Source organism: Pseudomonas sp. 21615526, from assembly GCF_013386245.1.
Classification (GTDB): Bacteria; Pseudomonadota; Gammaproteobacteria; order Pseudomonadales; family Pseudomonadaceae; genus Aquipseudomonas.
Map to the genome: position 1 here is coordinate 17,949 of NZ_JACAOM010000031.1, position 14,635 is coordinate 32,583.

Annotated in this window: 12 protein-coding genes; 4 read left to right on the top strand and 8 right to left on the bottom strand. The window is 61.4% G+C overall.

Going from position 1 to position 14,635, the window contains the following annotated elements:
* Positions 1 to 140: 140 nt before the first annotated feature.
* Entirely contained in the window at positions 141 to 683 is a 543-nt protein-coding gene (locus HX786_RS11195) for a YaeQ family protein (RefSeq protein WP_003209567.1), read from the bottom strand.
* Between the two features lie 145 nt (positions 684 to 828).
* Between HX786_RS11195 and HX786_RS11200 the strand changes: the two genes are divergently transcribed.
* Together HX786_RS11200 and HX786_RS11205 are read left to right on the top strand one after the other, a co-directional pair.
* Positions 829 to 2,028 carry a CaiB/BaiF CoA-transferase family protein gene (locus HX786_RS11200; protein WP_003209568.1) on the top strand — a complete coding sequence of 400 codons (1,200 nt, stop codon included), beginning with the start codon at positions 829 to 831 and terminating at the stop codon, positions 2,026 to 2,028.
* The gene (locus HX786_RS11205) at positions 2,028 to 2,906 is read left to right on the top strand and encodes a TIGR02285 family protein (RefSeq protein ID WP_003209569.1); all 879 of its coding nucleotides are present in this window, start codon (positions 2,028 to 2,030) and stop codon (positions 2,904 to 2,906) included. Before HX786_RS11200 ends, HX786_RS11205 begins: the two co-directional genes overlap by 1 nt.
* A gap of 171 nt (positions 2,907 to 3,077) precedes the next feature.
* Here the strand turns inward: HX786_RS11205 and HX786_RS11210 are convergent, their stop codons facing one another.
* The gene (locus HX786_RS11210; protein ID WP_003209570.1) at positions 3,078 to 3,362 is read right to left on the bottom strand and encodes a DUF3509 domain-containing protein; all 285 of its coding nucleotides are present in this window, start codon (positions 3,360 to 3,362) and stop codon (positions 3,078 to 3,080) included.
* A 302-nt stretch (positions 3,363 to 3,664) separates the two neighbouring features.
* Here HX786_RS11210 and HX786_RS11215 point away from each other — a divergent pair, with 302 nt between their 5' ends.
* Positions 3,665 to 3,865, top strand: coding sequence for a hypothetical protein (locus HX786_RS11215; RefSeq protein WP_003209572.1), 201 nt, complete (start codon positions 3,665 to 3,667; stop codon positions 3,863 to 3,865).
* Between the two features lie 150 nt (positions 3,866 to 4,015).
* Positions 4,016 to 4,669, top strand: coding sequence for a response regulator transcription factor (locus tag HX786_RS11220; protein WP_003209573.1), 654 nt, complete (start codon positions 4,016 to 4,018; stop codon positions 4,667 to 4,669).
* Here HX786_RS11220 and HX786_RS11225 read toward each other — a convergent pair.
* The 6 genes from HX786_RS11225 to xerD all read right to left on the bottom strand — a co-directional run bounded on the left by HX786_RS11225 (position 4,638) and on the right by xerD (position 14,337).
* The gene (locus HX786_RS11225) at positions 4,638 to 5,882 is read right to left on the bottom strand and encodes an EAL domain-containing protein (protein ID WP_102605533.1); all 1,245 of its coding nucleotides are present in this window, start codon (positions 5,880 to 5,882) and stop codon (positions 4,638 to 4,640) included. The two genes, HX786_RS11220 and HX786_RS11225, sit on opposite strands and share 32 nt — an antisense overlap.
* A gap of 73 nt (positions 5,883 to 5,955) precedes the next feature.
* Entirely contained in the window at positions 5,956 to 9,537 is a 3,582-nt protein-coding gene (locus tag HX786_RS11230) for a transporter substrate-binding domain-containing protein (protein WP_178912061.1), read from the bottom strand.
* A gap of 109 nt (positions 9,538 to 9,646) precedes the next feature.
* A complete protein-coding gene (thrC, locus tag HX786_RS11235) occupies positions 9,647 to 11,056 on the bottom strand; it encodes a threonine synthase (RefSeq protein WP_003209579.1) in 1,410 nt (469 codons plus the stop codon).
* 67 nt (positions 11,057 to 11,123) lie between these two features.
* A complete protein-coding gene (locus tag HX786_RS11240) occupies positions 11,124 to 12,428 on the bottom strand; it encodes a homoserine dehydrogenase (protein WP_003209580.1) in 1,305 nt (434 codons plus the stop codon).
* 126 nt (positions 12,429 to 12,554) lie between these two features.
* A complete protein-coding gene (dsbC, locus tag HX786_RS11245; protein ID WP_087695116.1) occupies positions 12,555 to 13,286 on the bottom strand; it encodes a bifunctional protein-disulfide isomerase/oxidoreductase DsbC in 732 nt (243 codons plus the stop codon).
* Positions 13,287 to 13,440: 154 nt separating this feature from the next.
* A complete protein-coding gene (gene xerD, locus HX786_RS11250; RefSeq protein WP_177020419.1) occupies positions 13,441 to 14,337 on the bottom strand; it encodes a site-specific tyrosine recombinase XerD in 897 nt (298 codons plus the stop codon).
* Positions 14,338 to 14,635: the final 298 nt, after the last annotated feature.

Sequence of the window (14,635 nt, forward strand, 5' to 3'; positions counted from 1 at the left end):
CTTGTAGGAGCTGTCGAGCCCCAGCGAGGCTGCGATGGGATCACCTCGGTGTAGCTGTCAGACCGCAGCGCCTGCATCGCAGCCTCGCTGAAGCTCGACAGCTCCCACACTCGACCAGCGTCCAATCAGTTATCGACGTTTCAGCCGCGCTCGCCAGCCAGCCATTCCAGCTGGACTTCGTGCTGCCCACGGTCATCGGTCACGAAGATCGTGCCTTCGCTGATCATCACGTCCCACTTGATCACCCGGGGCATGTCCTTGGCCAGGACTTCCAGGATTTCCTGGGGGACGGCGGCGATGCTCACGTTTTTCAGGTTCTTCGCCACCGGCACCACTTTGCCTTCCCAGACGCGCAAGCTGCCGTAGGCCAGCAAGGTCGTGCGTTCGGTACGGCGGGAACACCAGGTCAGGCGGTCCGCGTCCGGCTGGCCGACTTCGATCCAGTGCAGGACGCGATCATCCAGGCTTTTTTCCCACAGCGCCGGCTCGTCTACATCTGACAGGCCACGACCGAAAGACAGCTGCTCGTTGTAGAAAAGCGCGTAGGCCAGCAAACGCACGGTCATGCGCTCTTCGGTTTCCGAAGGGTGGCGGGCGATGGTCTGCTTGACACTCTCGTACACCGAACGGTCAAGGTCGGTGAGGTTGAGTTCAAACTTGTAGGTCGTGGACGGCTGGGCCATGAACGGACTTCTAGAGACAGGGAAAGGCGGCAAGTCTAACCGATGGCGAGGTGATTCAACGAATACTGCGCTGCATCATCCTTATCACTGCGCCACTCGCCTATGTTAAAAGGCTCACATCCCTGCCCTGCCCGAAAGGTTCCTCATGTCGTTTACCGCCAAACCACTTGCCGGCCTGAAAGTCATCGAACTCGGCACCTTGATCGCCGGCCCGTTTGCGTCGCGCATCTGCGCCGAGTTCGGCGCCGAGGTGATCAAGGTCGAATCCCCGGATGGCGGCGACCCGCTGCGCAAGTGGCGCAAGCTGTATGAAGGCACCTCGCTGTGGTGGTTTGTGCAGGCGCGCAACAAGAAATCCCTGACCCTGAACCTGAAACACCCGGACGGCCTGGCGATCCTCAAGCAACTGTTGGCGGATGCCGACATTTTGATTGAGAACTTTCGCCCTGGCGTGCTGGAAAAGCTCGGCCTGAGCTGGGAAACCTTGCACGCCCTGAACCCGAAACTGGTGATGGTGCGCCTCTCGGGCTTTGGCCAGACCGGGCCGATGAAGGACCAGCCTGGGTTTGGCGCGGTGGGCGAATCCATGGGGGGCCTGCGTTACATCACCGGTTTCGAGGACCGCCCGCCGGTGCGCACCGGGATTTCCATCGGGGACTCGATCGCGGCGTTGTGGGCCGTGATCGGGGCGCTGATGGCCCTGCGTCATCGTGAAGTGAATGGCGGGCTCGGCCAGGTGGTGGATGTGGCGCTGTATGAGGCGATCTTCGCGATGATGGAGAGCATGATCCCGGAGTTCGACGTGTTCGGCTTTATCCGCGAGCGCACCGGCAACATCATGCCCGGCATCACGCCCTCCTCGATCCACACCAGCAAAGATGGCAAGCATGTGCAGATCGGCGCCAATGGCGACGCGATCTTCAAGCGCTTCATGTCGGCCATTGGTCGCGACGACCTGGCCAACGACCCGGCGCTGGCCAGCAACGATGGCCGCGACAGCCGGCGCGATGAGTTGTACGGGGTGATTGATCGCTGGGTCAACTCGCTGCCGCTTGAGCAAGTGGTGGAACAGCTGAACAAGGCCGAAGTGCCCGCCAGCCGCATCTACAGCGCGCAAGACATGCTGGGAGACCCGCAGTTTCTCGCCCGCGAGATGTTCCTCAAGGCGCAGCTCCCGGGCGGCAAGGACTTCAAAATGCCCGGCATCGTGCCCAAACTGTCGGACACACCGGGCAGTTGTGAATGGGTCGGACCGCAGTTGGGCGAGCACAACAGCGTGGTGCTCGCTGAATTGGGCTACGACGCGGCCGCCGTTGCCCGCCTGCGTGAGAACGGCGCGATCTGATGGGCCGGCGCTTCATCATTCGACTCTGCCTCCTGGGTTCACTGCTCGGGACTTGGCCACTGTCGAGCCAGGCCCAGGAAACCTTGATCTGGCTGTTGCGTGACCTGCCGCCAGTGACGATTTTCGAAGGCCCGCAAAAAGGCCAGGGCGCCCTCGACCAACTGCTGCCGATACTCGCCGAACACATGCCGGAGTATCGACATCAGATCCTCCACGTGAACCGCGCGCGCGGCATGCAGATGCTCCGCGACCCCGGCACGCTTACCTGCGACCCGTCCCTGCTGTGGACGGCGGAGCGCGCTAAAACCATCGTGTTTTCCGCCCAGGCCTTCGCGGCCGTGAGCAACGGGGTGACGATCCGCCAGGGTCAGCGGGCGCTGCTGGCGCCGTTTGTGGTGGATGGACGGTTCGACCTGGAGGCATTTTTGAATGCACGGGATGCGCGCCTTGGCATCATCGCCGAACGCAGCTACGGCGCCATCATCGATGAAGCGCTGAAGCACACCAGTGCTCACAAACTGGCGCCACATTACGGCAATGACGCCCTCGGCAGCCTGCTGCAGATGCAACGAAAGGGTCGGCTGGAAGCGGTGCTGGGTTACTGGACAGAAGTGCGCTACCAGGCGCTGCAACAAGGCATTGATCCACAGGAGCTGATCTTCTACCCCATCAAAGGCACCCCGCCCTATCAACTGACCCGGATCGCCTGCACGGATAACGCCTCAGGCCGCACGGCTATCGAGCGGATCAATCAGGTGCTGCGCGAGATCCCGCAGGAGCAACTGCGACAGTCCTACGCCTCATGGCTCGACCCGGTCATGCGTGAGCAATACCTGCAAGACCACCCGACGTTTTTCCAGGATGCCCCGAGCCCATGACAAATCGCAGGCAAAAAGAAACCCCGAGCAGTGGGGAGACAACTCGGGGTTAATAAGGGCCTAAAAAGACCAGTAACAACGAGCCACAAGCACCGGAGCACAATGCTTGATCTCGCTGTTACAAAATCTGACTCACCTTGCCGTAGGAAGGTTCCCAACAAAAATAAATCTTCATGCGCAGGCAATCGGCCGAGTCAGGGCCGCATTGCGCAGGGCCGCCATGACCGAGGGTTCCAGGCGTCCTTCGGCAATCATCAAGTCGCGGTGCAAACAGTCCACCACATCCACCAATGCACGCTTGTCGGTCAATTGTGCCTGGTCGACTTCTCGTTCGACCACGATGGCACCGGCCGGATTCTTTACGGTCACCAGGCATTCGCCCTGCACACCCGAGGTGGTCAGCGTGACCTGATAAGGGCTCAGTGCTTCACCGAGCAATAGGCTGATACTTTCCATCTCGATCACCACTCAATAGTTCGGAAACAATCGTGTAAACGGGAGCTGCATCTATCCTAAGTGACTATTTGCGTCGTAGGAAAGTTCGCTTTTTCGTCTTTCAAGGGTTGCCGGGGGATGACGTGTCCAGCATGCGCTTGCAACATGACAAGCAAAAAACGGCAGCACATAACTGCTTACTCAATGAGTTGCCGTTTTGGCGCTGATGCCGAGGGTGAATCCTATACTCGGTGAGTGCTGATCATGCCGGCACATCGATAAACAGCGCATACCAAAAGGCCCCGTTGCGAAGGACGAAGACCATGCTGGAACACGAAAAAGAGCAAGCAATACTAGAGAAGATTCACGCCGACATATCCAGAATTTATGCCGAGCAACGCAAGCTAAACGCAGAATCCCACAAGATAACCCGAGAGAATTTCTGGTATCCCGTTGGTATCGCCATCGGCTTCTTCACGGCTGTCGGAACCGTAATGGCAGTGGCTCAGAAACTACTCGCCTAAACGATCACTCCGGCCGGGCCTGCCAGAAACGAAAAACGCCGCTGCCCCACGGACGGGGACGCGGCGTTTTTTACACCTTTGTAAACCGCACCATCAGCCCCTCTCCTGCGTTAACAGGCTAGAATCCCCGAATTACCCCGGGAGCCTGTATTGAACGAAACGTCTGACAAGCCATTGCGCATCGTCCTCGCCGACGACCACCCGATTTTCCTCATCGGTCTGCGGGCGGTCCTGGAACGTGACGAGAGGCTAACCATCGTCGGTGAAGCCAACTCACCCCAGGCCCTTGGCGAACTGCTGCAACGTTGTGCCTGCGACATTCTGGTGACCGACTTCATGATGCCCGCCGAGCCCCAGGCCGACGGCTTGCGCCTGATCGAACAACTGCGCCGGCATCACCCGGGCCTGCCCATCGTGGTGGTGACCATGCTGAACAACGCCGGCCTGTTCCACGCCATCCTGGAGTTGGGTGTCATGGGCCTGCTGAGCAAGGCCAGTCTCGCAGACGAATTGCCTGAAGCAATCCGTCAGGTGCGCCAGCAGCGACGTTATGTGGCCCAGACCATCAGTCAGTCACTGAACCTGGCCGGCGTCGAGCGTGTGCACTCCCAGGATCAACTCTCACCCCGTGAACTGGAAGTCATCCGCCTGCTGGCCGGCGGCCTGACGGTAGGCGAGATCGCCGCAAATCTTCATCGCAGCAAGCAAACCGTCAGTGCACAAAAGGTCAGCGCCATGCGCAAGCTGGGCCTGAGCAACGACGCCGCGCTGTTTATCTATGTGCAGGAACACGGGCTGGCCTAGCCTGAAACGCGATCCACTGCTTCAGCGCCTCGGCGTCCATGGGGCCGGCGATAAAGCAGCCTTGCAACCACGCAGCCCCCAGTTCACTTACCGCGTGATAGTCGGCGGCACTTTCAACCCCGGTCACCACCACACCCACACCCAGTCGCCTCGCCATGCTCATGGCGCCAGCAACCACTGCCGCCTTGCGATCGTCCCTGGCCATGCCGCTGGCAAACGCCGGCGGGATCTTCAATTCGCTGAAGGGCAATTCCAGCAAGCGTTGCAGGCTGGTGCCGCCCACGCCGAAATCACCGATGGACAGTTTGCACCCCATCATCCGCAAACGCAGCAAGCCGGTGACGTGGGCGCTGTCGGTGTTCAGGCGCGAGGTTTCTACCAGTTCCAGGGTCAGGCCACGGGCGGGCACGCCGTGAAGTTGCAGCAAGCCTTGCAGCACTTGGGGAAAGTGCGGACGCTCCAGCATCCGCCCCGGGATATTCACCGCCACCGGCAGCACCTGCCCGGTTTCGCGCATGACGTGTGCCGCCTGGCCCAGCGCTTGTTCCAGCACGTGCCAGGTAAACGCCTCTTCCATTCCGGCAAACTCCAGCACCGGCAGAAACGCGTCAGGCAACAGCAACTCGCCGTCAGGAAGCTGCCAGCGGGCCAGCGCTTCAACACCTTGCAACGCGCCCGCCTGGCTGACAATGGGCTGATACCAGACCGCGCCGCAGCGGGCGATAGCGGCCTGGCTCAGATCCGCCGAAGGCGGCAACTGCTCGGACTCACTCAAGTCCAGCAGCTGGCGCACCCGCTCCCAGGACACCACCGGCGGCCCGGGCCGCAAGCGCTCCCGGCACGCCTCGAGGACTTTCCCGATCAGCGTTGCCGACGCCGGCTTGGGCAGGCAGCCGAGCACGTTGAGCCCCAACTGTCGGGCCATGTGCGCCACGCCTTCCAGCACATCCGGCTCGGCGTTGCTCAGCAGGATCAACACCTGAGCCTGGCGGCGCTCCGCCATTTCCCGAATCAGCTCAAGGCCATCACCCTGCTCCAGGTACAGATCGCAAATCGCGATGTCCACCGCGCCCTTGCTCTCCAGTGACTGGCGAGCGGCGTCGACCGTTTCGGCCGTGCGTACATTGAATACGCCGTTGGCGTTGAGCATCTGATGCAGGGCCATCAGTTGGAACGGGTTATCTTCGAGGATCAGGACGTTGAGGGAGCGCATGAAAAACGTTACCGGGGAGAAGCGAGGGTGCACAGACTAATAAAAACCCCGTGCCTTCCCCATAGGACATGTCTTATTCGGACGGGTCCAGATAAGCCTCAAGCTCGACCTGGAATTCGATCAATGCTTCGCGCAGCGCTAACCAGTGCAGTTCAACCTCAGCGTTGCGCTGCTCCCGAATACACCCTTCCAGCGCCACACAGGCCTTGGCCAGCGGCAACGCATCCACCAGGCAGCATATGCCCTTCAGGCGGTGCAGCGAGGCGGCCAGCCGGACCTGGTCGTGGTCCGCCATGGCGGAGGCCATCAGGTTATGCTCCTGCTCAAGGCTCCTCGCCAGCTCCTGCAGCATCCGCTGCAAAACCGGTCCGTCGGCCTGGGTCATGGTGCGCAGGGTCTGGATGCTGAAAGAGCGTGCAGGCACGACGCGGGCGAGCACACGCGTCCAGTGCTCAAGGGTCACGGGCTTGACCAGCAGTTCATCCATTCCCGCCTCCCGGCAGCGCTGCTGTTCATCATCCAGGGCATTCGCCGTGCAACCCACCAGCGCCAGGCGTGGCCGTTGCTCCTGGGCTTCCAGCCGGCGGATGGCCTCACTCAAGGCGTAGCCGGACATGCCCGGCATATTGCAATCGGTGACCATGACGTCAAACACCTCATGATGCCAACGCTGCAAGGCCGCTTCGGCCGAGTCGACGGCCACTACTTGATGACCCAGGAACTGCAACTGCTGAACCAGCACCAGCCGATTGGCCGGCAGGTCATCCACCACCAACACCGACAGGTTGCGGCCGGCGACCAGCAGCGGTACACCCGCAGATGCTGGCACGTCGTCACTGCTGACCCGATCCAGGTACAGGTCGATGCACACCACCGTGCCCTCTCCCACCACGCTGCTCAGGGTGATGCTGCCTCCCATCAATTCCACCAGTTGCTGGCAGATGCTCAAGCCCAGTCCCGTGCCGCCGTGCTCGGCAGCCGTCCGCGCGCTGACCTGGATAAACGGCTTGAACACTCGCGCCTGCTGCTCGACGCCAATGCCCGGCCCGCTGTCCTCCACACACAGGTGCAAATATTCGGCCCCCGCCGGGTCAAGCTTGCGCGCAACACTGACCCGAACCTCGCCGCGCGAGGTGAACTTGAGGGCGTTGCCCAACAGGTTATGGATAACCTGACGCAGGCGCAGCGGGTCAAACCAGTAATACCCTTGCGCGCTCGGGTCGAATGCCAGGGTCAGGTGAAGGCCCTTTTTCTGCGCCATGGGTTCGAACAAGCGCTGTATGCCCTCGAAGAAACCTTTCAAGTCAGTGGCCTGCGGCGCCAGTTGCAGATGACCGGCTTCAATCTTGGCCAGGTCCAGGCTGTCACCCATCAGGGCAATCAACTCCCGCGCCGAGCGATGGGCCACTCGCAGGGCTTCAGACACTGGCTTGCCTTCAGCCAGGGCACGCTCCTGCTCCAGCTCGAGCAGACCGATGATGGCGGTCATCGGCGTGCGAATCTCGTGGCTCAGGGTCGAGAGAAACGCGCTTTTTGCGTAGTTCGCTTCGTCAGCGGCCTGCCGCGCATCCATCAGCTGGAGCTCCAGGACCTTGCGCTCGTTGATATCGACCCAGCCACCGAGCAAACCCTGGAGCTGGCCCTTGGCGTCAAAGAACGGCACCGTCCACTGATACACATGAAACGCCCCGCCATTGAACTCCAGCTGCCGGTCGACGAACAGCGACTGCTGGCTCGCCAATTGCTCCATGTGGCCGGCATGCAGGCGCGCGGCCGTAGCGTCAGGCATCAGCCCGCTTTCCATCAGCGTCAGGCCCTGGATCTGCTCGCGCCGGGTGTTCAACTGTTGTTCATAGCTGGTGTTGCAGGTCACCAGGCGTCCTTCCAGATCACGCACGAATACCGGGTTGGGCATGCCGTCCAGCAGCGCGCGCTTGAACGCCAACTGGTCGTTGAGCCGCTGCTCGGCCTGGAGGCGCTGGCGAATCTGGCGCTTGAGCCGGCTGTTCCAGGCCAGGGACACCAGCACAAACAGCAGCGCCATGGCGACCGTCCAGTAGGCCCATGGCGGCACACGCTGCCAGGCCGGCACCGGGACGGGTACGCTCCCCAGCCAACGCAAACGCAGGGCACTCAATTCCGCGACCGGCAGCGCTTCCAGCGCCTTGTTCAAAATGCTCAGCAGTTCCGGTTGATCCTTGCGCACCGACAGGCTGTTGGCCGACCACTTGCCCTCGACACTGCGGCCGATGCGCAACTCATCGGCCGGGTAACTCTGCACTTCCACTTCACTCTGGATAGTCGCCGCCGCGCGACCCTGCGTTACCAGCTCACGGGCCTGGACGTAGTTATCCACCGATTGCAGCTTGATCCCGGGGTGCTCGCGACGAATATATCCCTCCAGGACATGGCGTGCCGGCAGCGCCAGCACCTTGCCTGAAAGCTCGCTCAAACTGGCCACTGGCGGTGCGTCAGCGCGCTGGATAAACACCCAGCCTGAGCCCCCGAACCCATGGCTGAAATCGAGAAAGGCCTTGCGCTCCTGATTCTCGGCCAGGGTGGTGTTCATGTCCGCCCTGCCCGTTTCCAGCAACCCCAGGGTCTGTGCAGTGGAGGACACTTCCTCCATCACGAACTGCAGGCCGGTCATGCGTGAAATGCGGTTGAGCAAGTCCACATTCAGCCCCACCCACTGGCCGTCCTTGTCCTTGAATACATAGGGAGACAGTTGCTGGGACGCCACCACCACATGCGGATGCTGAAGTACCCAGGTCCGCTCCGGGGCCGACAAGGCGATGCGCTCGGCGGCAATGCCCACCCCCAGTCCGGTGGTCCAGCGCGCAAGGATCTCCCGCCGCACAGACTCATCAATACTCGCCAGCGCCCGGTCCATCAGCGTCCCCAACAGCGGGTCGGCCTCCCGCGTGGCAAAGGCAAAGCCGATGGGCGCCAGCCGGCTTTCCACCTTGATCTGCAAGCCCAGGTAGGGCCGTAGCGATTTATAGGCGCGCACGATCACTTCGTTGCCGATAAACGCATCGGCATCACCTTGCTTCAGCGCTTCGAGGCCACTGTAGAGATTCGGTGCCAGCATGATGTGGCTCCCGGGATACGCCTGATGGACGTTCTTGACGTTGGCGTAACCGTCCAGCAACACCAGCTTCTTGTCCTTGAGGTCCTCGTTCTGGGTGCTGTCATCCCGGCGCACGACCACCACCGAGCGGTCCGGCATGTAGTCTTCGGTAAAGCGCAACCCCGACACATCACGCTCGTAACCGTTGGCACTGGTGAGAATATCGATGGCGCCGCTCCGCAGGGCCTCCACCGCCTGCGCCCGCTCGGCAAAACCCAGGACTTGCATCGGTGCATGCAGACGCGCGCCGATCAGGCTCAGGTAATCGGCGCTGATGCCCTGGTAGCGATTGCGGTCGCGGGTGATATCGATCGGCTGATAGTCATCAATCGAAATGCCCACTCTCAGTGGCCGATGGGCCGCCAGCCATTGCTGCTCGCTGGCCGTCAGGGGCATGGGCTCCAGGGCAATGAACGCCGGCACCAGCTTGAACGGCAGGCTGACAGCCGCGAGGCTTGCCGAACCATGGCCAAGCAGCAGCACACATGCCAGCCACGCGTGTGCTCGGGTCGATAAATACACCGGTTGGGTTTCCTTGATTATTCTTGTTGGTCGCCGCGCAAGTATGGCTCGCCAGAATGAAAAAGCCCGTCACGAAGACGGGCTTGATCCACCACGCAAAGCCGTTGGCTCAGAGTGGCTTGCCGCGATTGCCATGCTGGCTGACAAACGCCTGTACCGCTTTCAGGTCATTGGCCAATACCGTGCAACGCTCTTCACGCTCAAACAGGTCGGTGAGGTGCGGCGGCAATTCCAGCGCCTTGCCAACCCCGGCCTTCTCTACCGCTTCCGGGAATTTGACCGGGTGCGCGGTGCCGAGAATCACCATCGGGATGTCCAGGCTGCGGCGGCATTCGCGCGCGGCCTTGACGCCAATGGCGGTGTGCGGGTCCAGCAGCTCGCCGGTCTGGGCGTAGACTTCAGCGATGGTCTCGCAGGTTTCTGCGTCGTCCACCGCCAGGGAGTCGAACAGCTTGCGGGTTTCGGTCCAGCGCTCCTGCTCGACGCTGAAACCGCCACCTTGCTTGAAGCTGTCCATCAGGCCGGCCAGGGCAGCACCGTTGCGACCGTGCATGTCGAACAGCAGGCGTTCGAAGTTCGACGAGACCATGATGTCCATCGACGGCGACAGTGTGGCGTGCAGGGTTTCCTTGACGTACTGGTTGCCGCTCATGAAGCGGTGCAGAATGTCGTTGCGGTTGGTGGCGACGATCAGCTGGTTGATCGGCAGGCCCATGTTGCGTGCCAGGTAACCGGCGAAGATATCGCCGAAGTTGCCGGTTGGCACCGAGAACGACACCGAACGCGCCGGGCCGCCCAACTGCAGGGAAGCATGGAAGTAGTAGACGATCTGGGCCATGATCCGCGCCCAGTTGATCGAGTTCACCGCTACCAGGCGCGTGCCCTTGAGGAAGCTCTGGTCGGCGAAGCTGGCCTTGACCATTTCCTGGCAGTCATCGAAGTTGCCTTCGATGGCGATGTTGTGGATGTTCTCGCCGAAGATCGTGGTCATCTGCCGACGCTGCACTTCCGACACGCGGTTGTGCGGGTGCAGGATGAAGATGTCGACGTTTTCGCAGTGCTTGCAGCCTTCGATCGCCGCCGAGCCGGTATCACCGGAAGTAGCGCCGATGATCACCACGCGCTCACCGCGTTTTTCCAGCACGTAGTCCAGCAGGCGACCCAGCAGTTGCAGGGCGAAATCCTTGAACGCCAGGGTTGGGCCGTGGAACAGCTCCAGGACCCATTCGTTGCCGTTCAGTTGACGCAACGGGGCGATGGCGCTGTGGGAAAACACGCCGTAGGTTTCTTCCAGGATCTTCTTGAAATCCGCATCCGGGATGCTGCCGGTGACGAACGGGCGCATGACCCGGAACGCCAGCTCGTGGTACGGCAGGCCGGCCCACGAAGCGATTTCTTCCTGGGTGAAGCGTGGCAGGTTTTCCGGCACGTACAGGCCGCCGTCAGTGGCCAGACCGGCCAGCAGAACGTCTTCGAAATTCAGGGCCGGTGCCTGGCCGCGGGTGCTGATATAACGCATGACTGGCTCCTCTAGAGCATGCTTGAACAAGGGCCGCCGAACGCGTGGGGCCCTTGCCGCAAAACGATTAGTTCAGGTGTTCGACGCGAATCCGCACCACCGGCCCAACCACGCCCTGCAACGCTTCAAGCGCGGCAATGGCGTCGTTGATGTGCTGCTCCAGCACACGGTGGGTCAGCAGGATCATGGGCACCAGGCCGTCTTGTTCTTCGACTTCCTTCTGCATGATCGATTCAATGTTGATGCCGCGCTCCGACAGGATGCTGGCCACCTGAGCGAGCACGCCCGGATGATCCTTGGCCTGGATGCGCAGGTAGTAGGCACTTTCGCAGGCTTCGATCGGCAGGATCGGGTGGGCCGACAGCGAGTCCGGCTGGAAGGCCAGGTGCGGTACGCGGTTTTCCGGGTCGCTGGTCATGGCACGCACCACGTCCACCAGGTCGGCGATCACAGACGAAGCGGTCGGCTCCATGCCGGCGCCGGCGCCGTAGAACAGGGTGGAACCGGCAGCGTCACCGTTGACCATCACGGCGTTCATCACGCCATTGACGTTGGCGATCAGGCGGTCGGCCGGGATCAGTGTCGGGTGCACACGCAGCTCGATACCGGCCGGGGTGCTGCGCGCCACACCGAGGTGCTTGATGCGGTAGCCCAGGGCTTCGGCGTAGTTCACGTCGGCGGTGGTCAGCTTGGTGATGCCTTCGGTGTAGGCCTTGTCGAACTGCAGCGGGATACCAAAGGCGATGGACGCCAGGATGGTCAGCTTGTGGGCAGCGTCGATGCCTTCCACGTCGAAGGTCGGATCGGCTTCGGCGTAACCCAGGGCCTGGGCTTCGGCCAGCACGTCTTCGAAGGTACGGCCCTTCTCGCGCATTTCGGTGAGGATGAAGTTACCGGTGCCGTTGATGATGCCGGCCACCCAGTTGATACGGTTGGCGGACAGGCCTTCACGGATCGCCTTGATCACCGGGATACCACCGGCCACGGCGGCTTCGAATGCCACGATCACGCCCTTCTCGCGGGCCTTGGCGAAGATTTCGTTACCGTGCACGGCAATCAGCGCCTTGTTGGCAGTGACCACATGCTTGCCGTTTTCGATAGCCTTGAGCACCAGCTCGCGGGCCACGGTGTAGCCGCCTACCAGCTCGATGACGATATCGATTTCAGGGTTGGTGGCGACTTCGAAGACATCGTTGGTAATCGCAATACCGGTCGTTTGGAACTGAGGCTTTGGCGTACGCGTGGCAATTTGTGCCACTTCAATCCCACGCCCTGCACGGCGGGAAATTTCTTCAGCGTTACGCTGAAGTACGTTGAAGGTGCCGCCACCGACGGTCCCTAACCCACAGATGCCTACTTTGACCGGTTTCACTGAAGAACTCCCCATGAAACGGCCGACTCAAGGTCGGCCGTGAAAACAGCCGCACAACTGCGGCTCTCTATTAATGACCCGCCGAACTGTCGGCGGATCATGATCGTCAAGGCTCGACGATAGTGCTTACTTTGCGTTCAGTGCCAGTTTGGCAACTTGCGGCGCAGGCTGGTAGCCCGGAATCACCTGGCCGTCAGCCAAAACGATGGCCGGCGTACCGTTCACACCAATCGACTGGCCGAGGGCGAACTGCTTGGAAACCGGGTTGGCGCACTTGGCGGCCTTGATTTCCTTGCCATCGACCATCTTGTCCATGGCCGCTTTCTTGTCGGCCGAACACCAGACGGCTTGCAACTGCTCGTCACCCGGCGAACCCAGGCCCTGGCGCGGGAACGCCACGTAGCGCACTTCAACGCCGAGCTTGTTCAGCTCAGGCACTTCGGCATGCAGCTTGTGGCAGTACGGGCAGGTGGTGTCGGTGAACACGGTGATGTGGGTCTTGGTTTCGCCGATGGCCGGGTAAACCACGGTTTCAGCCACCGGAATATCGTTGATCAGCTTGGACACGCCCAGGCGCTCGGCTTTCTCGGTGAGGTTCACCGGCTTGCCGTCTTTGAGCTGGAACAGGTAGCCCTGGACGATGTACTGGCCATCGGCACTGGCGTACAGCACGCGGCTGCCCTTGAGCTTGACTTCGTACAGGCCGGCCATCGGGCTGGCGTTGATGCTTTCAATCGGGGTGTCGAGCTGGAGGGCTTCCAGGCTCTTGCGGATTGTCTTCTCTGCGGCGTCGTCGGCGACGGCAAAGGTTGAGACCAACGCAATGGCTGCGATGGCAAAAATCTGGGTCAAGCGCATGGGAACTCCTGAAGGCAGATGCAGGGACGGGAGCAGGAACACCGATCTTCAAACACGGGTTTGGGCCGTCCCCTTTGCGAACCGGCAAAGCCTACCACAGTTGGGCCGCAGGGCAGCCAGTCGCGGGGAAATTGGGCTTTTTCCGAAGTGTTTTTCATCCACGGGGATGGTGCTTGGCGTGCATCTCCTGCAAACGTGCCCGCGCCACGTGGGTGTAGATCTGGGTGGTGGATAAGTCGCTGTGGCCCAGGAGCATTTGAACCACGCGCAAATCCGCGCCGTGGTTGAGCAAATGCGTGGCGAACGCGTGACGCAGGGTGTGGGGCGACAGCGACTTGCCGATGCCGGCAACCTTGGCCTGGTGCTTGATGCGATGCCAGAAGGTCTGGCGGGTCATCTGTTCGCCGCGCTGGCTGGGAAACAGCACATCGCTGGGCCGACCGTTGAGCAATTCGGCTCGGGCGTCGCGCATGTAGCGTTCGATCCACACGATCGCCTCTTCACCCATGGGCACCAGGCGCTCCTTGCTGCCCTTGCCCATTACGCGCAATACGCCCTGGCGCAGGTTGACCTGTTCCAGGGTCAGGCTGATCAACTCGGTGACGCGCAGGCCGCAGGCATACAGCACTTCCAGCATGGCACGGTCGCGCTGGCCGATGGCTTCGCTCAGGTCGGGAGCTGCGAGCAGGGCTTCGACGTCGGCTTCCGACAGGGATTTGGGCAGTGGCCGGCCCAACTGTGGCATGTCGATTTGCAGGGTTGGGTCGACAGCGATCAGCTTTTCCCGCAGCAGGTAGCGATAGAAGCCACGCACGCCTGAGAGAAAACGCGCAGTAGAGCGAGGCTTGTAGTTTTGCTCCAGGCGCCAGGCCAGGTGGTCGAGAATCAGCTCGCGACCGGCGTCGAGCAGCTCGAGGTTTTTCTCCTGCAGCCAGCCATTGAACAACGCGAGGTCGCTGCGGTAAGCCTGGCGGGTGTTGTCCGACAGGCCTTTTTCCAGCCAGAGGGCGTCGAGGAAGCGATCTATCTGCGGGTGGTCGATGGCGGGCATGAGGGCTCAAGCAGGGAAAATGGCGATGTCGGGTAGATCCTATCGCAGCACGGGCCGCTACACATCAATGAAAGCGGGCAAATAATCTGTGGCAAGGGAGCTTGCTCCCGCTGGGGCGCGAAGCGGCCCTGATTGACCATTGAGGTCCAACAGAGAGACTTCTATTGCCGGTTTCAGGGCCGCTGCGCAGCCCAACGGGAGCAAGCTCCCTCGCCACAAAAGCGGAAAACGGCTTTAAGGTCAGTGAGACGCTGAATTTCTTCGAGGCGGGGAGTCATGAATAGATACCGGGGAAATG